Source organism: Streptomyces sp. Je 1-79 (genome assembly GCF_025195125.1).
Classification (GTDB): domain Bacteria; phylum Actinomycetota; class Actinomycetes; order Streptomycetales; family Streptomycetaceae; genus Streptomyces.
On the sequence record NZ_JAMGSL010000005.1, the window covers coordinates 522,123 to 542,518 of the forward strand.

Genomic DNA, 20,396 nt, shown 5'->3' on the forward strand with positions numbered 1-20,396 from the left:
TCACCGGGCCAGGGAGATGCGCAGCAGGTCGGCCATCGAACGAAGGCCGTCGCGGCGGGCGGAGAACGTCGAGCCCGGTACGTCCGACCAGTCCACCGGCACTTCGACGATGTCGCGCCCGGCCCGGACGACATGGGCGAGCATCTCGACGTCGAAGGCGAAACCGTCGATGTGGCAGTCGCGTACGACCTCACGGATCAGCGGGCCGGAGAAGAACTTGAACCCGCACTGGGTGTCCGCGATCCCGGGCAGGGTGCGGTGGGCGAGCGTACGGAAGAGCAGACCGCCGCCGCGCCGGAGCACCGACTGCTCGATCTCCAGATGCGCGCCGGGCGCGTGCCGGGAGGCGATGACGGCGCCGTGGCCCGCGCGGAGCAGCTCCATGACCCGGTCGAGCGTCTCGATGGGGGTGGCGTTGTCGGCGTCGGCGAAGCCGATGTAGCGGGCGGAGGAGGTGACGATGCCGCGCCGGACGGCGGCGCCCTTGCCCTGGTGGCTGCAGCCGATGACGTGCAGTCCCACGGGTGAGTCGCCGAAGCGTCCGAGCGCGTCGAGCGTGCCGTCGACGCTGTTGTTGTCCACCACGACGACCGCCGACGACCAGGGCCGGGCGGCGAGGTACTCCCTCGTCGCGGCGATCGTCGAGGGCAGCCGGCGCTGCTCGTTGAAGGCCGGGATGATCAGTTCGAGATCCACCGCGGGCCGGGTGAGCCAGCGGGGGAGCGGTGCGTGTGCGCGCACGGCGACCATCACGCCTCGCCTCCTTCGGGGGCGCGGCGCAGCGGGCGTCGCGGAGTCGTACGGCGGGGGACCGGGGCGTACGCGAAGGACGCGCCCGATCGCCTCTGATCAGCGGGTTTCGTGGGTGTGGCGGGTTCCGGGGGTTGGCCGGAGCCGTCTGGTCCGCCGCCGCGCCGGGTGTTGGCGGCGCGGGTGCGGACGGTACGGGAGCGGCGGCGCCGGGCGGCCGTGCGCGGACGGCGTACGGCGGAACGGCAGGTGCGGACCGCGGGGCGGAGCCGGTCGGTCGCCCGCCGCGCCGGATGGGACGTGGGGCGGTGGGGCCTGCCGCACGGGCTGCGGCGCCGGGACTCGCCGGAGGGCCAGTCGGTCACCCGTCGCAGCGGATGCGGAGCGGGTGCCGCCGGTGTCCTGCGGAGGTGCAGTGCGTTCACGGCGAGCTTCTTCCGGCGATCGGCCCTGCCAAGGGCCTGTCATGTGTCCAAAAGGCCTGACTTCAAGCCTTAGCATCCGATATCTGAGCCGTCAAGCGCGAGGGGCCCGTTCCGCCCGCTTGACGGGACGCGGCGACGGCGCCATCCGGTGCAGGGCGTTGTGCGGGCGCTCCTCGAGCAGCCCGCCCAGGATGCGTGCACCGTCACGGACCGTGCGGGCGTGCGACGGGCCGTCGCGGCGCGGCAGTTCGAGGCTCGGCACCTCGGCGATCCGCAGCCCGTAGTGCAGGGCGTGGGTGACCAGTTCGGCGCCCATCTCGACGCCGTCCTCCCGCAGGTCGAGGAGGTCCACGAAGCCACGGCGGAAGGCGCAGAACCCGTACCAGAGATCGGTCAGATGTTGACCGTACAACTGCCTGGCGACGCGCAGCAGCGCGCTGTGTCCGAGCCTGCGCAGGAGCGGGTAGTCGGCGAAGTCGCCGCCTGCGATGAAGCGGGAGCCCTTGACGAAGTCGTACCCGCTCTCCAGGTAGTGCAGGTAGTGCGGGATCTCCTTGGGGGACATGCTGCCGTCGGCCCCCATCAGCACGATGTGCTCCCCGGTGGCGGCGAGCAGCCCCGCGTGCGGGATGTCGCCCGCCGCGCTGTTCCACGGCCCGAGCGTGCGTACGGTCACGGAACCGCCGGGCGGGCCGGCGTGTCGGTCGGTCTCCGTCGTCGTGTCGCCGTTCGCGCGCCCGACCAGGACGACCTCGCGGACGTCGGCGGGCACCTGCTCCAGCAGCCAGGCGGTGTCGCGGTCCCCGGGGCGCACCGGAATCACCAGACTCACCGTGCGGTTGTCCGCCTCCGGCGTGTGGTCGGTCGACCGGCGCATCGGATGTGGCCCGTTACCCATCGGTACGGCCTTCTTTCCGGAAACCGAGAGTGACTTTCAGCATCCTTCCCCGAACGCCGCCCCGTCAAGCCGCGCCCTCTCCGTCAGTGCATCGAAGTCTCCACGGGATTACCATGCGTTCATGGCAGGGCGAATTGAGGACTACGCCCTCATCGGTGATCTGGAGACGGCTGCCCTTATCGGGACGGACGGGGCTGTCGACTGGTGGTGTGCGCCCCGATTCGACTCGCCCGCCTGTTTCGCCGCGCTCCTGGGGGACGAATCCCACGGGCAATGGAGTCTGGCGCCGGTCGGAAATCGTCCCTGCAATCGGCGGAGTTATCGCGGTGATTCCCTGGTCCTGGAATCGGTCTGGGAATCCGTCTCGGGAACCGTGCGCATCACCGACTTCATGCCGCCACGCCAACGGACGCCGCAGATCATCAGGTTGGTCGAAGGCGTCGCCGGACGCGTCGACCTGCACGGCGAGTTGAGGATGCGCTTCAACCACGGCAGCGTGATGCCCTGGTCGCGACGGGTCGACAGCCGTACGGTCGCGATCGTGGCCGGCCCGGACGCGGCCCATCTGCGCTGCGGCCCCGGCGCCGAGATCACCGTCACCGACGAACGCATCACGCTCGACGTGTCGGTGACGGCGGGTCAGAGCGTGTCCTTCGCCCTCGGCTGGAGCCCCTCCCACGCGGCGGCGCCCCCGGCGCCCGACGTGGAAGGTGAATTGACCCGCACGCTCGCCTTCTGGGACGAATGGACCTCACATCTCCGCTATGACGGACCGCATCGCGAAGCCGTCATCCGATCGCTCGTCACCCTCAAGGCCCTCACCTACGAACCGACCGGCGGCGTCATCGCCGCGGCCACCGCCTCGCTCCCCGAATACATCGGGGGGCAACGGAATTGGGACTATCGGTTCTGCTGGCTGCGCGACTCCACCTTCACCCTTTCCTGTCTGCTGCGCAGCGGATACCGCCGCGAGGCCCTCGCCTGGAAGGACTGGCTCGTCCGGGCCGTCGCGGGCGACCCCGCCGATCTCCAGCCGCTCTACGGTGTGGGAGGCCAGCGCAACCTCCCCGAGATACGTGCCGACTGGCTGCCCGGCTACGAGGGTTCCCGGCCGGTCCGGTTCGGCAACGCGGCCGTCGACCAGTTCCAACTGGACATCTACGGCGAGGTGCTGAGCACGATCTACTCGGCCGTACGCGCAGGAGTCGCCATCGACCCGCATGTGTGGAGCCTGATGGCCTCGCTCCTGGAGTACGTCGAGAAGCGCTGGCAGGAGCCGGACGAGGGCATCTGGGAAGTGCGCGGCCCCCGCCGCCACTTCGTCCACTCCAAGATCATGGCCTGGGTCGCCGCCGACCGCGCCCTGCGCCTCGCCCGCGTCGCCGGCCTGCGTACCTCCGTCCGGCGCTGGCAGGCCATGCGCCGCGATCTGCGCAACGAGGTCTGCGCGCGCGGCTGGAGCGACGAGCAGCAGTCGTTCGTGCAGTACTACGGAGCCGGCCGCATCGACGCCACCGCCCTGCTGATCCCCCGGCTCGGATTCCTCCCCGCGTCCGACCCGCGCGTTCTGAGCACGGTCGAGGCGATGGGCCGGCTCGACGACCGGGGTTTCATACGCAGGTACGCGGACGTGGACAACGGCGAGGTGCACGAGGTGGACGGTCTGGACGGCGCCGAGGGAGCCTTCCTGGCCTGCACGTTCTGGTACGCCGACGCCCTGTCGATGACGGGACGCCAGGCCGAGGCCCGGACCGCCTTCGAGCGGGTCCTCGACATCCGCAACGACGTCGGCCTGCTCGCCGAGGAGTGGGATCCGCACACGGGACGCCAGCTGGGGAACACGCCCCAGGCGCTCAGCCACGTCGCCCTGGTGAACACGGCGTTCACCCTCTTCGGAACGCGCCGCCACGATCGCTCACCCACGGGACGGTCCGCTGTGGCATGATCCCGCCGGCATCCCCCCGGCATGCCCGCTCGGCGATTCGTTCGGGTGCGTCCAGCGGGCGGGCGGGAGCACGCCGGGTTGGAATCGGAGCATGGCTCCCTACGACAGGCTCCGCCCCGACGGCAGCCCGCGGCCGCTGGAGACCGGCACCTGGTGGTACGCCTCCGTCGCCGGTGAGGCGGCCGACTCCTTCAGCACCCGCGTACGCAAGCGCATGCGGCACGCCTGCCTCGGCGCGGTCCTGCTCATGGCCGTGGTCTACGCCGGACTCGTCCTGACCGCGACGGGCCAGCGCTGGGAGAACGCCGTCCTCGCCGGCCGGTTCACCGACGGAACGCTGGCCGCCGCCCACGAGGCGAACCGGACCCTCCAGCACGTCGCCGTCTACTCCCTCGCCATCGCCCTGATGATCCTGACCCTCATCGGCATGCTGCGACGCCGGCACGTGCTCACGGTGGCCGCCCTGGGCGCCGTCGCCGTCTCCCTCTTCCTCGCCGAGGTGCTCCAGCACGCGCTCCTGGCCCGCCCCGACCTGGTCGAGGCGCCGCCGCAGCTGAGCCACAACAGCTTCCCGAGCGGGCACGGCGCGATCGCGATGAGCGTGATGTCCGGCCTCGTCCTCGTCGTCCCGTACGGGCTGCGCGGCCTCGCCGTGGGCCTGTGCGCCCTGTGGGCGACGGCCGTGAGCGCGTACAGCCTGGCCGCCGGATGGCACCGGCCGAGCGACCTGATCGGAGCCGACCTGCTCGTTCTCGCGGTGGCCTGCGGGCTCGTCGCGGTCCTCGCCCGCCGCGGCAAGGTCGCCCCCGCGCGCACACGCCGCTTCCCGCTGCGGACCCTCTTCGTGGTGGCACCCCTGTCCGCCGCCGCCGTGAGCGGCCTCGGCATCGGGCTCGTCCTGCTCGTCGACTCCATGTTCGTCCTGGAGCCGGCCGACCCGTCCGTCCCCCGCCTCGCCTACCAGGCCGGACAGGCGCTCGTCCTCGGGGCGGGCGCGGCGGCCACGCTCCTGCTGCTCGCCCTGATCCGCCACGTCGACCTGGGCGCCCGCCCCGTCCCGTACAAGATCACGGGCACCCTTTCCACCGAGCCGACAGGGCCCTTTCCCACCGAGGCCGATCACGAGATATCTTGATGTCGAGCAATCTCGCAGACGCAGACGTGGAGCGGAGCACACCCGGTGACTGACTCGACCATCATCTACACCCACACTGACGAGGCGCCCGCGCTGGCGACGTACTCGTTCCTGCCCGTGATCCAGGCCTACGCCTCGACCGCCGGGGTCAATGTCGAGACCCGTGACATCTCCCTGGCCGGGCGCATCATCGCCGGCTTCCCCGAGCGTCTCGAAGAGGGGCAGCGCATCGACGACGCCCTCGCCGAGCTCGGCGCGCTGGCCAAGACGGCCGAGGCGAACATCATCAAGCTGCCGAACATCTCGGCGTCCATCCCGCAGCTGAAGGCCGCGATCGCCGAGCTCCAGGCGCAGGGCTACGCCCTCCCGGACTACCCGGACGACCCGAAGACCGACGAGGACAAGGACGTCCGCGCCCGCTACGACAAGGTCAAGGGCAGCGCCGTCAACCCGGTCCTGCGCGAGGGCAACTCCGACCGCCGCGCGCCCGGCTCGGTCAAGAACTACGCCAAGACCCACCCGCACCGCATGGGCGCCTGGACCGCGGACTCCAAGACCAACGTCGCGACCATGGGTGAGAACGACTTCCGCTCCACCGAGAAGTCCGCCGTCGTCACCGAGGCCGGCACCCTGCGCATCGAGCACGTCGCCGCCGACGGCACCACCACCGTCCTGCGCGAGTCGGTCCCCGTCCTCGCCGGCGAGGTCGTCGACGCCTCCGTCATGCACGTCGCCGCCCTGCGTACCTTCCTCGGCGAGCAGATCGCCCGCGCCAAGGCCGACGACGTGCTCTTCTCCGTGCACCTCAAGGCCACGATGATGAAGGTCTCCGACCCGATCGTCTTCGGCCACGTCGTCCGTGCCTTCTTCCCGAAGACGTTCGCCGCCCACGGCGCGGCGCTCGCCGCCGCCGGCCTCTCCCCGAACGACGGCCTCGGCGGGATCCTCAACGGCCTGGCCGCCCTCCCGAACGGCGCCGAGATCAAGGCGTCCTTCGACGCCGAGCTCGCCGAGGGCCCGGCCCTCGCCATGGTCGACTCCGACAAGGGCATCACCAACCTGCACGTGCCGTCCGACGTCATCGTCGACGCCTCGATGCCGGCCATGATCCGCACCTCCGGCCACATGTGGGGCCCGGACGGCCAGGAGGCCGACACCCTCGCCGTCCTCCCGGACAGCAGCTACTCCGGTGTCTACCAGGCCGTCATCGACGACTGCCGCGCCCACGGCGCCTTCGACCCGTCGACCATGGGCTCGGTACCGAACGTCGGCCTGATGGCGCAGAAGGCCGAGGAGTACGGCTCCCACGACAAGACCTTCGAGATCGCCGCGGCCGGCACCGTCCGTCTCGTCGACGCCGCCGGTGACGTCGTCCTGGAGCAGGAGGTCGCCGAGGGCGACATCTTCCGCGCCTGCCAGACCAAGGACCTCCCGATCCAGGACTGGGTCAAGCTCGCCGTCACCCGCGCCCGCGCCACCGGCGCCCCGGCCGTCTTCTGGCTGGACGAGACCCGCGCCCACGACGCCCGCCTGATCGCCAAGGTCGAGCAGTACCTGACCGAGCACGACACCGAGGGCCTGGACATCAAGATCCTCTCCCCGGTCGAGGCCACGAAGTTCTCCCTGGAGCGCATCCGCCGCGGCGAGGACACCATCTCGGTCACCGGCAACGTCCTCCGCGACTACCTGACCGACCTCTTCCCGATCCTGGAGCTGGGCACCAGCGCCAAGATGCTCTCGGTCGTCCCGCTGATGGCGGGCGGCGGCCTCTTCGAGACCGGCGCCGGCGGCTCCGCCCCGAAGCACGTCCAGCAGCTCGTCAAGGAGAACTACCTCCGCTGGGACTCCCTGGGCGAGTTCTTCGCCCTGGCCGCCAGCTTCGAGCACCTGGCCACCACCACCGGCAACGCCCGCGCCCAGGTCCTCGCCGACACCCTCGACCGCGCCACCGGCACCTTCCTCAACGAGGACAAGTCGCCGACCCGTCGCGTCGGTGGTATCGACAACCGCGGCAGCCACTTCTACCTGGCCCTGTACTGGGCCCAGGAGCTGGCCAAGCAGACCGACGACGCGCAGCTCGCGGAGGCCTTCGCCGGTCTCGCGAAGACCCTGACCGAGCAGGAGGAGACCATCGTCTCCGAGCTCAACGCGGTCCAGGGCTCCCCGGCCGAGATCGGTGGCTACTACCAGCCCGACCCGGCCAAGGCCGCGGCCGTGATGCGTCCGTCCGCCACCTTCAACGAGGCCGTCGCGTCCCTCGCCTGATCGCGGAACGACAGCTGAACCGCCCCGGCCGGAATTCCTCCGGCCGGGGCGGTCCCGTCAGTGGCGGATGTGGCATTCGGGTGTGAACCTGGATGGATGAGCTGGGCATCATGGACGACCCCCGGCGTCTACACCGGGCGCGGTGGGGTGCTCACCGACGAAGTCGGTGCGGTCACGGGCGACCTGACCGTGCACACCACCTGGGCAGATGGTGAAGCACGCGTAGCCGTGCAGTACAGCGGTGCCTCCGACTGGTTCACGATGGCGGGCAGTCCGGTGCCGTGCGCCTCCGAGGCGGAGAGCCGCGATCTCCATGAAGCCGCCGTCGAAGCCGTACGGGCGGGGCACGCGGCGACCCTGCCGTCCATGCCCCACCCTCCCGCATAGCCGGCCTCGCGGCCCGGTAACCTCGCGACCTCGGCCACGAAGTGTTATGCGGCCCGCTCCCAGGGGTCTCCTCACGACGGGGACGGTCAGACCCAGGCACAAGGAGCAGGGCACATGCACAGCGACGAGCGCGGCACCGCCGCACTGGTGGGCGCCGCCGTGGCCGGAGACGCGCACGCCGGTGAGCAGCTGATAGGCGCCTACCTTCCGCTGGTCTACAACATCGTCGGCCGCGCCCTCGACGGCCACGCGGACGTCGACGACGTCGTCCAGGAGACGATGGTCCGTGCCCTGGACGGCCTGCCCGGGCTGCGTGACCCCGCACGCTTCCGGTCCTGGCTCGTGGCCATCGCGATGAACCAGATACGCCGGCGCTGGCGCGAACGCCAGAGCGGCCCCGTCCCCGGCCTCGACCACGCGGCCGAGCTCGCCGACCCCGCCGGTGACTTCGTCGACCTGACCATCCTGCGGCTCGGTCTCTCCGGCCAGCGCCGCGAGGTCGCCGAGGCCACCCGCTGGCTCGACGAGAGCGACCGTGAGGTGCTCGCCCTGTGGTGGCTGGAGTCCGGCGGTGAGCTCAGCCGCGCGGAGCTCGCCGATGCCCTGGCGATCACCCCCGCGCACGCGGCCGTCCGCGTCCAGCGGATGAAGGAGCGCCTGGAGACCGCCCGGGAGGTCGTCCACGCCCTGGCCGCACGGCCGTCCTGCGAGGAGCTGGCCCGGCTGACCGCCGACTGGGACGGCCACCCCTCCCCGCTCTGGCGCAAGCGCCTCGCCCGCCATGTGACGGACTGCGCCAGGTGCCTGCCCACCCGCACGGACCTCGCCCCCGCCGAGGCCCTCCTGGTGGGCCTCGCGCTCGTTCCCCCGCTCCTGTTCTGGTCGGGGGCCCGCCCGGAGACCCAGGCCGCCGCCTGGGCGGCGGACGCTCCGGCCCCGGACCCCCACGCGGGCACGGGAGCCGACACTGCCTCGTCCATAGCCTCGCCGGCCGATCCGGCGGGCACGACCTCGGCCTCGCCGGCCGATCCGGCGGCGGGCCAGGCCGCCGCCGGGCCGATGGAGGGCGGCCGGGACGGCCTCGCGCCCCTGAACCCCGACCCGTCCCCGATCGCGTCCGGGCCGGGTACGAGCGGGGCGGCCGGCGGCTCCCTGCGACGGGCCTGGGTCGCCGGAGCCGTGGCCCTCGGCGTACTCGGCGGGATCATCCTGCTCGTACCGTCCGAGCCGGAGGCGCGCGAGCCCGCGCCGCCCGCCACCCCCGCCGCGGCGCCGCCCCCGGCACCGACGACCACGCCCCCGCCGAGCCCCACCACCCCCGCACCGGCCCCGACCACGCCGTCCCCGACGCCCACGCCGACGCGGACGGCCACCCCGGAGGAGCGGCTGAACCGCCTCGTCAACCAGCGCCGGGCGGAGGCGGGGTGTGCACCCCTCAGGAGCGACCCCCGGCTCGACCAGGCGGCCCGCGCCTACGCCCGGGACATGGTGCGGCGCGGCTACTACGCGCACAGCAGCCCCGAGGGCCGCTTCGCCGACGCGCGGATCTCGGGCGCCGGGTACTCCTGGTCCGCGTGGGCCGAGAACCTGGCGCGCGGCACGGCCGACCCGGCCGCCGTCTTCGACGGCTGGATGGACGGCTCGATGCACCAGGAGAACATGCTGAACTGCCGCTACCGCCACACCGGCGTCGCCGCCGTCCCCGGGCCCGACGGCACGGTGTGGGTACAGAAGCTGGCCACGCCGGCGTCCTGAACCCGCACCGCCGGACCGGACCGGCCGGTCAGCGCCGTGTGCCGAAGTTCTGCACCCACCAGGGCCCGTTGGACGTCAGGTTGACTCCCACGCCGACGTCCTTGAACGAGCAGTTGAGGATGTTGCGACGGTGCCCGTCGCTGTCCATCCAGTCCGCCATGGTCTGCGCGGGGGTCTTGGGGCCGCGGTGGATGTTCTCCGCCCAGCCGGCCCATGTGTACCCGGCCGCCGTCATCCGGTCGCCCGCGTCCCGGCCCTCGGGGGTGGTGTGGTCGTAGTAGTCGCGTTCCGCCATGTCGTCCGCGTGCGCCTGCGCCGATTCGTGCAGCCGGTCGTCGGCACGCAGCGGGCCGCAACCGGCCTTCTCCCGCTCCGTGTTGACGAGCGCCACGACCTGCTCGACCAAGGCCGCGACCCTCCCGCCACCGGCCGACTGCGGCGCCGGGGCCACCGCCTTCTCCGCGGCCGGTGCCCGGGCGGGGAGCGCCGAGGCCGGAGCGGACTCCTTCGCAGCCGGGGCGGCTGCCGGGGGCACGGACCGGGGCGCGGACGGTGGGGCGGAGGGCGTACCCCCTAGGGGGCCGGCGGCCTCGGCCGCGGGGGGCGAGGCGGGCGCGGGCGGGGACGCGGGTGCGGCGGAGGGCGAGGACCTCAGGGCGAGGGTCGCCACGTTCGTGAGGGTGGACTCCTCCGAACGGGTGCCCGCCCCGGACGGGCTCCCGAGGGAGGCCACGTACGCCCCGGCGGCGACCGTGAGCACGGCCGTGGCCGTGCCCGCGAAGGTCACGGCCGTACGGAAGGACGGTGACCGGCGGGCGCGACGGCGCGCACGCCCCGTTCTGCGGTGCCGGCCGCCGGTGGGCCGCTGCTCCTCGGGGCTGTGCTCGTCGTGGTGGTGCATGGGCTCCGCTCTCTTCTCCGAGGCGGCCGGACGGTCCGGCGCAGGGGAGAGCCGCCGGGGCGACGGTCACAAGACTCTCCGGTCCCGGACCTGCCGACACACCTCGTCAACCTGTCGCGTCACCCCGCCGAGTCAACCCGTAGCGCCACCGCATCACTCGTGCGGTACGACCGCCACCGGGCACGGGGCCAGATGCAGCGCGGCGTGCGCCACCGAACCGATCCGTGTCCCGATCGCCCCGCGCCGGGCCCGGCGCCCGACCACGAGGAGACGTGCGGCGCCCGAGGAGGAGAGCAGGACCTGCCCGGCGCTGCCGAGCTCCACGTGCTCCTTCACCGGGACGTCGGGGTACCGCTCACGCCACGGTGCGAGCGCCTCGCGCAGCGCCTTCTCCTCGTACGGGACGAGCCCGCCGGCCTCGTCGGCCAGCGCCATCGACCCCGGGCTGTAGGTGTACAGGGACGGCAGGTTCCAGGCCCGTACCGCCCGGACGGACGCTCCGCGCGCCGCCGCCGTGGCGAACGCGAAGCCCAGGGCGGGGGCGCTGTCCTCGGGCCCGCCGTGCTGGCCGACCACGATCTCTCCGCCCTCGGCTTCGGCCTCGTCCCCGTCGCGGGCGCGGACCGCCACCACCGGACGGGTGGCGCCCGCGATGATCTGCTGGCCGTAGGAGCCGAGCAGGAAACCGGCCAGCGCCCCGTACCCGCGCGAGCCGATGACGAGCATCTCGGCCCGCTCCTCGGTGCTCAGCAGCGCGGCGACCGGGGAGTCGGGCAGGATCTCGCCGGAGAGCTCGACGCCGGGACGGCGCCGGGCGATCGTCGACTCGGCCTCGCGGAGCACGTCACCGGCCATCTGCTGCTGGTGCGCCGGATCCTGCGCGAGCGGGAGGTCGAGCGGCTCCCACCGCCAGGCGTGGACCAGACGCAGGCCGGTCCCGCGGTGCAGCGCCTCACGCGCGGCCCAGTCGGCCGCGGCGAGACTCTCGGGCGAACCGTCCACTCCGGCGACGATCTCACGACTCATCAGGCTGTCTCCCTCACTCGATGGCGACTCCGGCCCGTCGACCGGCGCCTATCCCCTCCAGCTTGGGTCAAACGCCCGCGCGAGGAGAGGGCCGGAGGTCCCGACATGCCGGAGCGGACGTCACGCGAGGAGCCTCAGCCCCGGCCGCGTTCCGTGGAGGTAGTGGTCGCCGATGTCACGCAGGCGGTGCGCCGGGGAGGACCGGGCCGTCAGGGCGCGGGCGTTGCGCCAGAACCTGTCGAAGCCGGGGCCGCCGCCCGGGGCCTCGGCGGGCTCCGTGGTGTCGACGAGTTCGAGGATCCGGGTCGTGATCCGGACCGCCGCCCGGCTCGTCACGGCCTCGGCCGCGGCGACGAGCACGGCGATGTCGGCGCGCTCCTCGACCCCCAGCGACCGCCCGGCACCCAGGCCGCGGGCCAGGGCGTCCGTCGCCCGTTCGACGACCGCCGCCGCGGCGTGCGCGGAGGTGGCCAACTCCCCGTAGGACAGCAGGAGATACGGGTCCTCGCCGCCGAACGGCTCGTCGGGCGCGCCGGTGCGCGACCCCGTCCGCGGTGGGACGGCCCGGGTCGCGCGGCTGACGTCCCGGGCCTCGGCCAGCGCCCCTTCGGCGATGCCGAGCCCGACGTGGACGAGGAGGAGGCGGAGCGCGAGCGGGGCGAGCGTCGTGAACGGGGCGACGTCGTGCTCGTCGCGGGGGAGGGAGCCGAGGACGTTCCGAGGGTCCACGGGGAGCTGATCGAACGTCACCGTCCCGGCGCCCGCGAGGCGCTGGCCCACCCGCTCGGCCCCGGCCTCCGTGAACACCGCGGGATCCGCCGGGTCCACCACCACGACGAGCAGTTCCCCGGTCTCCGTACAGCGCGCCCCGACGACGAGGCGGTCGGCGACGCTCACCCCGGAGGCGAAGGAGCGGCGCCCGTCGAGGACGTGTCCGCCGGGGGCCGGGGTGAGGGTGAGTCCTGGCTCCGCCCCCGTACGGGACGGCTCGACTCCGCCGGCGAGGAGCCGGCCCTCCCGCGCCGTGTCGGCCTCGAAGGAGCCGTGCGGGGAGGTCCTGGATGCGGGCGGCTCCCCCCCGGTGAGGAAACGGGCGGTCCAGGCGAGGACGTGATGGTGGGCCAGGAGTTCGCCTATCGAGCCGTCGGCCGCGGAGATCTCCCGGATCACGGCGCAGGCGGCCCGCCAGTCGGCGCCGTGCCCGCTCGCCCCCGGCGGGGTGAGCAGCGCAGGCAGACCGGCCTCCTGGAGTCGGGCCACTTCGTCGAACGGGGGTTTCCCTGCCCGGTCCCTGGCCGGTGCGTCGAAGGCGAGGTCGTCCGCCAGCTCCCGGGTGACGCGGGGCCAGATCTCGTCGTCACCACGGCGGTCGGCCGGCCGGGAGGTGGGGCGCAGCGCTGACTTCTTCGGCGTTCTCACGTCACCTCTCAAGTTTCCTAGCTTTCCCACTGGAATGGTAGGGATACTGACAGAGGGGTGACTCGGGCCCCAAGGGGCGTTCACATCATGGACAGCTCAATCCCGCGGGCCGAGACGCGACCCTGGCTCGGACGGTCAGGGACCCGGCTCGGACGGTCAGGGATTGGTCCAGGCGTCCGGGGCGTCGGCGAGCCCGGAGATCTCGGCCGGCAGTTTCCCCGCGGCCAGATCCGCGAGGGAGACCCCGTCGAGCACCTGGCGCACATTCGCCCGCAGCGCGATCCAGAGCGTCAGCAGCGACTCGGCGGGACCCGTGTACGACAGCTCCGGCGGCCGCACCCCGCGCACGGACACCAGGGGCCCGTCCACGCAGCGGATCACGTCCGCGACCGAGATCGAGTCGGCCGGCCTGGCCAGCCAGTACCCGCCGTTGCCGCCGCGCTGGCTCTGCACCAGACCGCCCCGGCGCATGTCGCCGAGGATCCCCTCCAGGAACTTGTGCGAGATGTCCTGGCCGTCGGCGATCGTCTCGGCCTTCACCGGCCCCGCGTCCTGGGTGGCGGCCAGCTGGAGCGCGGCACGCACCGCGTAGTCGGCCCTGGCTGAGATGCGCATGCTCACATTATTCCGCACCCTGGTGACCGGATTCGTACCCCGTGGGGGCGCGTGTTCCTTGTCGGTCCGCGCCCTTGACGCGGACCGTGACCGCGCCGACACTCGGGACCAGGAATCCGAGCGAACAGGTAGGGAACGATGGGCCTCGCGGGAGCACAGGACACGGCCGGTGCCGTCCGGTCGCCGCGCTCACCGTTCCTGACGTCCCGCCGTCACATCGACCTGCTGCGGGTGTGCAGCGCGGCGAGTCGTCACCGCAGCCGGGGTACCGGCTCCGCCGACTGAGCGGGCTCGTCCGCCGGGCGGTCGCGGGAGCGGAGGCGCCCCCGCCTGCCCGTCCGTTGCGCGAGCTGAGAGCCCTCGCCCGCCGGTCGGCGCGAGCCGAGAGTCTCCGCCGGGCGGGCACTCGCGAGCTGAGAGCCCCCGCCGGGCGTGCACGTCCGCCCCCTTTCACCACGGCTCCTCGCTCTCCTCCTTCCCGTACCTCTGCTGCCCCCGCGCGCGCCGACGCCGCCGCACGCCGCCGTGACCCAGCACCGAGCACCCCCAGGGAGAAGCATGTCCGTCACCCCGCACCTCGGTCCCTACCTCCCCCCGCGCCTCGGCCCGGCCGTCCCCCCGGCCACCGTCACCCCCGCCTTCCGGGGCAGGATCGGCCGCGACGTCCGCAGCGGTCACTACGCGGTGCCGCACCGCTACCGGCTCCATCTGGCGCTCGCCTGTCCCGGCTGTCTGCGCATCGCCGTCACCCACGGCCTGCTCGGACTCCGCGAGACCGTCCCCCTGTCCTTCCTCCCCGCCACCCCCGACACCCCCGGCGGCGGCTACGCGGTCCTGCGACCGCTGTACGAGGCCAGCGCCCACCAGTACGCGGGGCCGGCGGACGCGCCCGTCCTCAGCGACGGCTGGACCGGCCGGATCGTGAGCACGCACACGCCCGACATCCTGCGCGACCTCGCCCGTCGGTTCCGCGGCCCGGACCGCCCCGACCTGCTGCCGGAGGGGCGCGACGCGGAGACCGACGCGATCGGCGACCTGTGCGAGCGAGGCATCAACCGGGCCGCGCAGCACGCGGGGGAGCTGGGACTCGACGACGAGGCCGCCCATCGGGGCCCGCTCACCGTCCTCTTCGCCGCCCTCGGTGCACTGGAGCGCACGCTGGAGCGGCAGCCGTACATTCTCGGCGACGCCGTCACCGCCGCCGACATCCACCTGTGGGTGACGCTGGTGCAGGTGGACACGGTCCACCGCCGGCACCTCGACGCCGCGGCCCTGGACCGGATCGCGGCCCATCCGGCGCTCTGGTCCTACGCCCGACGTCTCGCCGCACACCCCGCGTTCGGACCTCACCTCGACCTCGACGGCATCGCGGAACGCCACCGCGCCCACTGCGCGGGCCGGGAGGCCGCCGGCGCGGCCATGGGCATCGTGGACTGGGCCGCGTACCGCGGCTGAGGGGGCCGTACGGATCGGAGAGTGGGCTGTACGGATCGGAGAGTGCGAGGCCGTGCGTGTCAGGGGGAGCGGTGGCCCGCTCAGGCGGCGAGGGGTTTCCAGTCCCTCCGGACCTCGAAGCGGTAGCCGCTCCGGTCGAGGACACGGCCCTCGCCGTCGACGAGCGCCGCCTCCACCTCGTAGAGGCCCCGGGCCCGCGGGCCGTTCGGTACGCGCTCCGGCGGGAGCGCCAGTTCGTAGGGGCCGCCGTGCCGGAAGTCCCCGAGCGCCACCTCGCGGCCACCCAGCTCGGCGCCTTCTCTGTGCCGCACGTCGACGACCTTGAGCCCCGTAACCGAGGTGCCGTCCACCTGGAACCGGATCACGGCCCGGCACTCCGTGCCTTCCTTGACCGTGAACGGGGCGGACGTCGTCGCCGAGGGCGGGACCGGCACGGAGATGTCCTCGTGCCCGGTGAACTGGAGCTGCAATCCGAGCAGCCGGACGGTGGAGCGTTCCCGGGGCGGGACGGCCGGGGCCGTGTCGGCGAGGGAGGCCATGGTGTGCTCGCCTTCTCGGGGCAGGACCTCGCGAGCGAGGGGCGGACGGCGACGCCACAGCGGCTACCCGATTCGGCCCCGCGTATGCGGACGGCTCCACGCGCCGAACGGAGGCGCCGCGGGGCGGCCGTTGCGGGGCGGGCGTCGCGGAAGGGCGGGCGGCATGTGCCCCGCCCTTGTTCCTCAGCCTACGCGCCGCCCCACGAGCGGGTCCGTCGCGTCGCCGCTGCCCGCCCGTACACCCCGCAGGAAGGCACCCAGTGCCTCGACGGATGTCGTCGAGGGCTCCCAGTCGAGCTCCCGGCGGGCCCGCTCCGTGGACAGCACCGGCAGCTTCAGGACCGCGTCGAAGAGGTCCGGGGAGGCGGGCGCCACCCGCAGCCGCCAGGCCGCCGAGAGCAGGCCGCGTGCCGCGCCGCTCGGCACCTTCACGGGCCGCGCGCCCAGCAGGGACGAGAGCGTCGAGACGTCGATCACGGGGTCCGCCGCGAGATTGAACGGGCCCCGGACGTCGCGTACGAGCGCACGGCGGTACGCGTCGGCCGCGTCGTCCGTGTGCAGCACCTGGAACCGCAGCCCGTCCAGTTCGGGGAGCAGGGGCAGCAGGTCGGGGCGGAAGAGCCAGCCGGGGAAGAAGCGGCCGGCGAAGATCCGCCGCTGTTCGCTCGCCGACTCCTCCTTGAAGAGGAAACCGGGCCGCATCCGCACCACCCGGGTCTGCGGGTGGTCGCGCTCGAAGGTGTCCAGGACGCGTTCCAGATACGCCTTCTCGCGGGTGTACGCGGCGCCCGGCCAGCCGTGGGTCGGCCAGGACTCGGAGACGGGCGTACCGCTCTCGGGCCCCGGTGAGTAGGCGCCGACGGACGAGGCGTGCACCAGGACCGGCACGTGCGCGGCGGCCACGGCGTCGAGGACCCGCAGGGTGCCCAGGACGTTGGAGCGCCAGGTCTCGGCCGGGTCGTGCGTCGGCTGGAACCGCCAGGCGAGGTGGACCACCGCGTCGGCGTCCGCGATGTACTGCGCGAGCCGTGGCTCGTCGCTCTCCAGCGACAGGTCCACCTCGGCCCATCGCGCCTTCGTCAGCGTCAGCGCGGGCGTGCGGCGGGCCAGCCCGAGGACGGAGGCGACCCGTGGCTCGCGCTCCAGAGCCCGCATCAGACTCGTGCCGACATTGCCCGTCGCGCCGGTGACGACGACCTTCAGTCCCTCGCTCTCCTTCATGCAATCGACCTTCCGCCATCCGCGGCGGACGCGCACGCCGGACCGGTCCGGCCCCGTGCCGTGACGGATCGTGTCCGTATCGGTCGCGCGGGTGACGCGGTGACCCGAATATGGAGCGACGGAGGGAAGGGGGCCGCGCCAGGAGGAGCATGATGTTGCTGCCCGACAGAAACACGGTCGACCGGCTGCTGCGGCACTACAGGGCCCAGGAAAGGGTGGTCCTGGCCCGGCCGTGCGACCTGTCGGTCCGCAGGCGTTTCGAGGACACGGCGTACACGTTGTGCGTGCTGATGGGCAAGCGGAACGCACGCGAGGCGGTGCATGCCGCCGAGCGGTACGTCGGGCGGACGAGCCCCGCGCCGCGCCAGGCCCTGGAGGGACTCCCGGGCTCCTGACGGCTTCCCCCGGCAGTTGGGCGAGCGCCGCTTTCCCGGGGCAAGAGTGGGGTAGGCGCCTGTACGAGCGTGGAGAGAGGCGGGTGATCCGATGGCGTCGGAGCGGTTCGCCGTGACGGCCGGGCCCGGACCGGAGCCGGGCGCCGTGGTGGTCTCCCTGACGGGGGAGCTCGACCACGACACCGCGGACACGCTGCGGCACGCGCTGGAGGAGCGGACCGGTGCGGTGCGGATCCTCGTCGACTGCGAGAAGCTGAGCTTCTGCGACTCGACGGGCCTGAACGTGCTGCTCCGGGCCCGTCTGCGCGCATTGGAGGAGGGCGGCCGGCTCGAACTCGCCGGCCTGCGCCCGCCCGTCTCCCGGATGTTCGAGATCACGGGGGCGCGGACGGTGTTCCGCGTGTACGAGAACGTGGCCGAGGCGCTGACCGACCGGCGGGCGGGCGGCTAGGCGCGGGATGGCGGAGGGAGACGTGGGCGGGAAAGCCGGAGACGAGGGTCAGGTCCGGCGGCTCGTGCTGTTCGGGACCAAGGGCGTCGTCATGCGCTGCCGTGACTTCACGGCGGAGGCGCTCACCGACTGGGGCTGGATGCCGGCCGAGGACGACGAGGGCCGGGAGCGTGCGGAGGACGTCCTGCTCCTGGTCTCCGAGGTGGTCACCAACGCGTGTCTGCATGCCGACGGCCCCGAGGAGCTGGTGCTGCGGCACCGCCGCGACCGCCTGCGGGTCGAGGTGTCCGACGCGAACCCCGAGCTCCCGAGGCGACGGCAGCCCCGGGCCCCGTCGCTGCCCGGCGGTCACGGTCTGATGGTCCTGGACCGGCTGGCCGGGGCCTGGGGCTCCGAGCCCCGCGACCGCGGCAAGGTCGTCTGGCTGGAGGTCACCCGCCCCGGGGACCAGCGGGCGCCCGGCGCCCTCTAGGCCCTGTCGTCACCATGGCCTCCTGCTCCCGACGCCTGGCACGGCACCTCGCCGCGTTGTCGTCAGTCGCCCGAGTACGTCCAGTACGAGGGCGATCCCGGCCCGGGCGGTCAGTGGCCGCTCCCCGGCCGCCGCGCCGGCCCTCGCGGTCAGCCGACGGACCTGGTCCTCGCGGTCAGCCCGGTCCGTGCGGTCAGCGGTCGCTCCCTAGCCGACCGCGCCGATCCGGTCCGCGCGGTCTTCGAGCAGGCCCGTCCGGAGTTCGTCCAGGATCCGGGCGAGCAGCCGGGAGATGTGCATCTGCGACAGCCCGAGCCGCTCGCCGATCTCCGCCTGGGTCAGCTCGTCGCCGAACCGCAGTGCCAGGATCCGGCGGTCGCGCTCGTCCAGCCCCGCGATCAGCGGCTTGAGCGACTCCAGCGCGTCGATCAGCTCGAACGCCCGCTCCTCCTCACCGAGACGGCGGCCACCCGCGGTGACGGCCGACTCGTCGTCCCCGGTGGGTGTGTCGAGGGACCGGGCGACATAGCCGTTCGAGGCCTGCTCACCCTCGGCCACGCTCTCCTCGTCGATCCCCAGCTGGGCCGCGAGCTCGGCCCGGGTCGGGCGCCGCCCGAGGCGCTGCTCCATCGTGTCGATGGCCTTCGCCAGCTCGATCCGCAGTTCCTGGAGCCGTCGCGGCACCTGGACGGACCAGCTGGTGTCCCTGAAGAAACGTTTCATCTCCCCGACGATGGTGGGCAGCGCGAACGCCGAGAACTCCACGCCCCGGCCGACCTCGAAGCGGTCGATCGCCTTGATCAGACCGATCGTGCCGACCTGGACGATGTCCTCCGTCGGCTCGGCCCGGTTCCGGAACCGGCGCGCGGCGAACTTCACCAGGCTGAGGTTCAGCTCGATCAGCGTGTTCCGTACGTACGCGTGCTCGGGCGTGCCCTCCTCCAGCTCCCCCAGACGGGTGAAGAGGGCGGTGGAGAGAGTCTGGGCGTCGGCCGTGCTCGCCTCCGTGGGCCGGTCGATCTTCGGCAGGCCGCCCAGCGCGCGCTCGCGCACGGACGTGGCGTCGCCGGCCCGGGTGCCGGTCGTCGTGACGGTGTGCTTGCGGGGGGTGGGCATGAGGGCTCCCTCGACGGGTTGGGCGAGCCTCGGCCGCCGATCTGGCGGGCGGCCCATCGTTCGAGCGTCCTAGGGAAACATTCCCCTTTGGTGCGGTTTGACACCGAATGGGTGGGAAGCGGAGACGTATGACTAGCGCACGGAAGGGTCTCGTAACGGCTCGCGCGGCGGAACGGTCCCGGCGTTTCACGCTGGGTGACGGCCCGGGAATCGTGGGCGAGTGCCGCGACCTCACCCGAAAGGCGCTGCGCGAGTGGTTCGGCCCACGGGCCGTCCCGGGCAACGTCGCCGTCGACGACATCCTGCTGCTCGTCTCGGAGGTGGTCGCCAACGCGCACGAGCACGGTGGAACCCCGTACGAGCTCCGTCTTGACCGCACCGACGGGCGCCTGTGGGTCCAGGTCAGCGACACCAGCCCGGTACGTCCCCGGCCGCACGGCCCGCACCGGCCGAGCCGGTGTTCGGGGCACGGGCTCTACCTGCTCGAACGGCTCTCCGCGGGGTGGGGCTCGGTGCCGCGCGGCGGGGGCAAGGCGGTCTGGTTCGAGGCCGCCGTGACAGGCGCTGCCGAGCCCGCGGCCCGTGCCTAGAGTGGAAGTGGCGGAACGCCGCCGGGGGTGGCGCCCGGTACTCGTACCAGGACCGTCCGCAGCGCCGTACCGCTTCTGTGCCCCTCCCGTACCCGTCCGTGCAGCGCGAGGTCCGCGATGGAGAGTTCCCCCCAGCCGCCCGCTCCTGAACCGCCCCCTCACCGGCTCGGCGAGGACGGGCTCGGCGAGCTGCTGGCCGGGCTGACCGCCGTCCGCGACGGTGACCTCTCCGTCCGCCTGCCGGGGTCCGCCGGCGGCATCCTCGGCGAGATCGCGTCCGTCTACAACGACATGGTCGACCAGCTCTCCCTGGTCACCTCCGAAGTCACCCGGGTCGCCAGCGAGGTGGGCGGACAAGGCCTCCTCGGCGGCCGGGCCCGCGAGCCGCGGGGGAGCGGGGTGTGGCGCGAACTGACCTCCGGCGTCAACACGATGGCCGACAACCTGACCTCCCAGGTCCGGTCGATCGCCCAGGTCGCCACCGCCGTCGCCCGGGGGGACCTCACCCGGAAGATCCGGGTCGACGCGCGCGGCGAGATCCTGGAGCTGAAGGAGACCATCAACACCATGGTCGACCGGCTGTCCTCCTTCGCCGAGGAGGTCACCCGGGTCGCCCGCGAGGTCGGTACGGAGGGC

21 protein-coding genes are annotated in these 20,396 nt (G+C 73.1%); 12 read left to right on the forward strand and 9 right to left on the reverse strand.

Annotated elements, in window-relative coordinates:
* Both M5362_RS12890 and M5362_RS12895 read right to left on the reverse strand, forming a co-directional pair.
* A complete protein-coding gene (locus tag M5362_RS12890) occupies positions 1-750 on the reverse strand; it encodes a glycosyltransferase (RefSeq protein ID WP_260227648.1) in 750 nt (249 codons plus the stop codon).
* 516 nt (positions 751-1,266) lie between these two features.
* Positions 1,267-2,073 (reverse strand): glycosyltransferase family 2 protein, encoded by an 807-nt coding sequence (locus M5362_RS12895; RefSeq protein ID WP_260227602.1) that lies wholly within the window; start codon positions 2,071-2,073, stop codon positions 1,267-1,269.
* 121 nt (positions 2,074-2,194) lie between these two features.
* On the opposite strand from M5362_RS12895, the gene M5362_RS12900 reads away from it, so the two are divergent.
* From M5362_RS12900 to M5362_RS12920, 5 genes are all read left to right on the forward strand, one after another.
* On the forward strand, positions 2,195-4,018 hold the full coding sequence (locus tag M5362_RS12900; protein WP_260227603.1) for a glycoside hydrolase family 15 protein: 1,824 nt from the start codon (positions 2,195-2,197) through the stop codon (positions 4,016-4,018).
* Positions 4,019-4,109: 91 nt separating this feature from the next.
* A complete protein-coding gene (locus M5362_RS12905) occupies positions 4,110-5,153 on the forward strand; it encodes a phosphatase PAP2 family protein (protein ID WP_260227604.1) in 1,044 nt (347 codons plus the stop codon).
* A gap of 45 nt (positions 5,154-5,198) precedes the next feature.
* The gene (locus M5362_RS12910) at positions 5,199-7,418 is read left to right on the forward strand and encodes an NADP-dependent isocitrate dehydrogenase (RefSeq protein WP_260227605.1); all 2,220 of its coding nucleotides are present in this window, start codon (positions 5,199-5,201) and stop codon (positions 7,416-7,418) included.
* Positions 7,419-7,514: 96 nt separating this feature from the next.
* The gene (locus tag M5362_RS12915) at positions 7,515-7,805 is read left to right on the forward strand and encodes a hypothetical protein (protein ID WP_260227606.1); all 291 of its coding nucleotides are present in this window, start codon (positions 7,515-7,517) and stop codon (positions 7,803-7,805) included.
* A 114-nt stretch (positions 7,806-7,919) separates the two neighbouring features.
* Positions 7,920-9,560, forward strand: a complete 1,641-nt coding sequence (locus tag M5362_RS12920) for a sigma-70 family RNA polymerase sigma factor (protein WP_260227607.1) — start codon at positions 7,920-7,922, stop codon at positions 9,558-9,560.
* A gap of 28 nt (positions 9,561-9,588) precedes the next feature.
* Here the strand turns inward: M5362_RS12920 and M5362_RS12925 are convergent, their stop codons facing one another.
* From M5362_RS12925 to M5362_RS12940, 4 genes are all read right to left on the reverse strand, one after another.
* On the reverse strand, positions 9,589-10,461 hold the full coding sequence (locus M5362_RS12925) for a CAP domain-containing protein (RefSeq protein ID WP_260227608.1): 873 nt from the start codon (positions 10,459-10,461) through the stop codon (positions 9,589-9,591).
* 153 nt (positions 10,462-10,614) lie between these two features.
* Positions 10,615-11,487: a universal stress protein gene (locus tag M5362_RS12930; protein ID WP_260227609.1), complete on the reverse strand. Its 873-nt coding sequence runs from the start codon at positions 11,485-11,487 to the stop codon at positions 10,615-10,617.
* Positions 11,488-11,607: 120 nt separating this feature from the next.
* Positions 11,608-12,906 carry an acyl-CoA dehydrogenase family protein gene (locus M5362_RS12935; RefSeq protein ID WP_260227610.1) on the reverse strand — a complete coding sequence of 433 codons (1,299 nt, stop codon included), beginning with the start codon at positions 12,904-12,906 and terminating at the stop codon, positions 11,608-11,610.
* 156 nt (positions 12,907-13,062) lie between these two features.
* Positions 13,063-13,521, reverse strand: a complete 459-nt coding sequence (locus M5362_RS12940) for an Rrf2 family transcriptional regulator (RefSeq protein ID WP_260227611.1) — start codon at positions 13,519-13,521, stop codon at positions 13,063-13,065.
* A gap of 138 nt (positions 13,522-13,659) precedes the next feature.
* On the opposite strand from M5362_RS12940, the gene M5362_RS33305 reads away from it, so the two are divergent.
* Both M5362_RS33305 and M5362_RS12945 read left to right on the forward strand, forming a co-directional pair.
* Positions 13,660-13,806, forward strand: coding sequence for a putative leader peptide (locus tag M5362_RS33305; protein ID WP_374214452.1), 147 nt, complete (start codon positions 13,660-13,662; stop codon positions 13,804-13,806).
* A gap of 273 nt (positions 13,807-14,079) precedes the next feature.
* On the forward strand, positions 14,080-14,976 hold the full coding sequence (locus M5362_RS12945) for a glutathione S-transferase C-terminal domain-containing protein (RefSeq protein ID WP_260227612.1): 897 nt from the start codon (positions 14,080-14,082) through the stop codon (positions 14,974-14,976).
* A gap of 80 nt (positions 14,977-15,056) precedes the next feature.
* On the opposite strand, the gene M5362_RS12950 is transcribed toward M5362_RS12945, so the two are convergent.
* Both M5362_RS12950 and M5362_RS12955 read right to left on the reverse strand, forming a co-directional pair.
* On the reverse strand, positions 15,057-15,515 hold the full coding sequence (locus tag M5362_RS12950; protein WP_260227613.1) for a rho GDP-dissociation inhibitor: 459 nt from the start codon (positions 15,513-15,515) through the stop codon (positions 15,057-15,059).
* Positions 15,516-15,698: 183 nt separating this feature from the next.
* The gene (locus tag M5362_RS12955) at positions 15,699-16,736 is read right to left on the reverse strand and encodes an NAD-dependent epimerase/dehydratase family protein (RefSeq protein WP_260227614.1); all 1,038 of its coding nucleotides are present in this window, start codon (positions 16,734-16,736) and stop codon (positions 15,699-15,701) included.
* A 152-nt stretch (positions 16,737-16,888) separates the two neighbouring features.
* Here M5362_RS12955 and M5362_RS12960 point away from each other — a divergent pair, with 152 nt between their 5' ends.
* The 3 genes from M5362_RS12960 (at position 16,889) to M5362_RS12970 (ending at position 18,054) form a co-directional block, all read left to right on the forward strand.
* The gene (locus M5362_RS12960; RefSeq protein ID WP_260227615.1) at positions 16,889-17,131 is read left to right on the forward strand and encodes a DUF5133 domain-containing protein; all 243 of its coding nucleotides are present in this window, start codon (positions 16,889-16,891) and stop codon (positions 17,129-17,131) included.
* Between the two features lie 91 nt (positions 17,132-17,222).
* Positions 17,223-17,582 (forward strand): STAS domain-containing protein, encoded by a 360-nt coding sequence (locus M5362_RS12965; RefSeq protein ID WP_260227616.1) that lies wholly within the window; start codon positions 17,223-17,225, stop codon positions 17,580-17,582.
* 22 nt (positions 17,583-17,604) lie between these two features.
* Positions 17,605-18,054, forward strand: coding sequence for an ATP-binding protein (locus M5362_RS12970; protein ID WP_260227617.1), 450 nt, complete (start codon positions 17,605-17,607; stop codon positions 18,052-18,054).
* Positions 18,055-18,261: 207 nt separating this feature from the next.
* Here the strand turns inward: M5362_RS12970 and M5362_RS12975 are convergent, their stop codons facing one another.
* A complete protein-coding gene (locus M5362_RS12975; protein ID WP_260227618.1) occupies positions 18,262-19,170 on the reverse strand; it encodes a SigB/SigF/SigG family RNA polymerase sigma factor in 909 nt (302 codons plus the stop codon).
* Between the two features lie 212 nt (positions 19,171-19,382).
* Between M5362_RS12975 and M5362_RS12980 the strand changes: the two genes are divergently transcribed.
* Both M5362_RS12980 and M5362_RS12985 read left to right on the forward strand, forming a co-directional pair.
* Positions 19,383-19,760, forward strand: a complete 378-nt coding sequence (locus M5362_RS12980; RefSeq protein ID WP_260227619.1) for an ATP-binding protein — start codon at positions 19,383-19,385, stop codon at positions 19,758-19,760.
* A gap of 117 nt (positions 19,761-19,877) precedes the next feature.
* The coding region (locus M5362_RS12985; RefSeq protein WP_260227620.1) for a HAMP domain-containing protein at positions 19,878-20,396 on the forward strand (519 nt) is incomplete at its 3' end.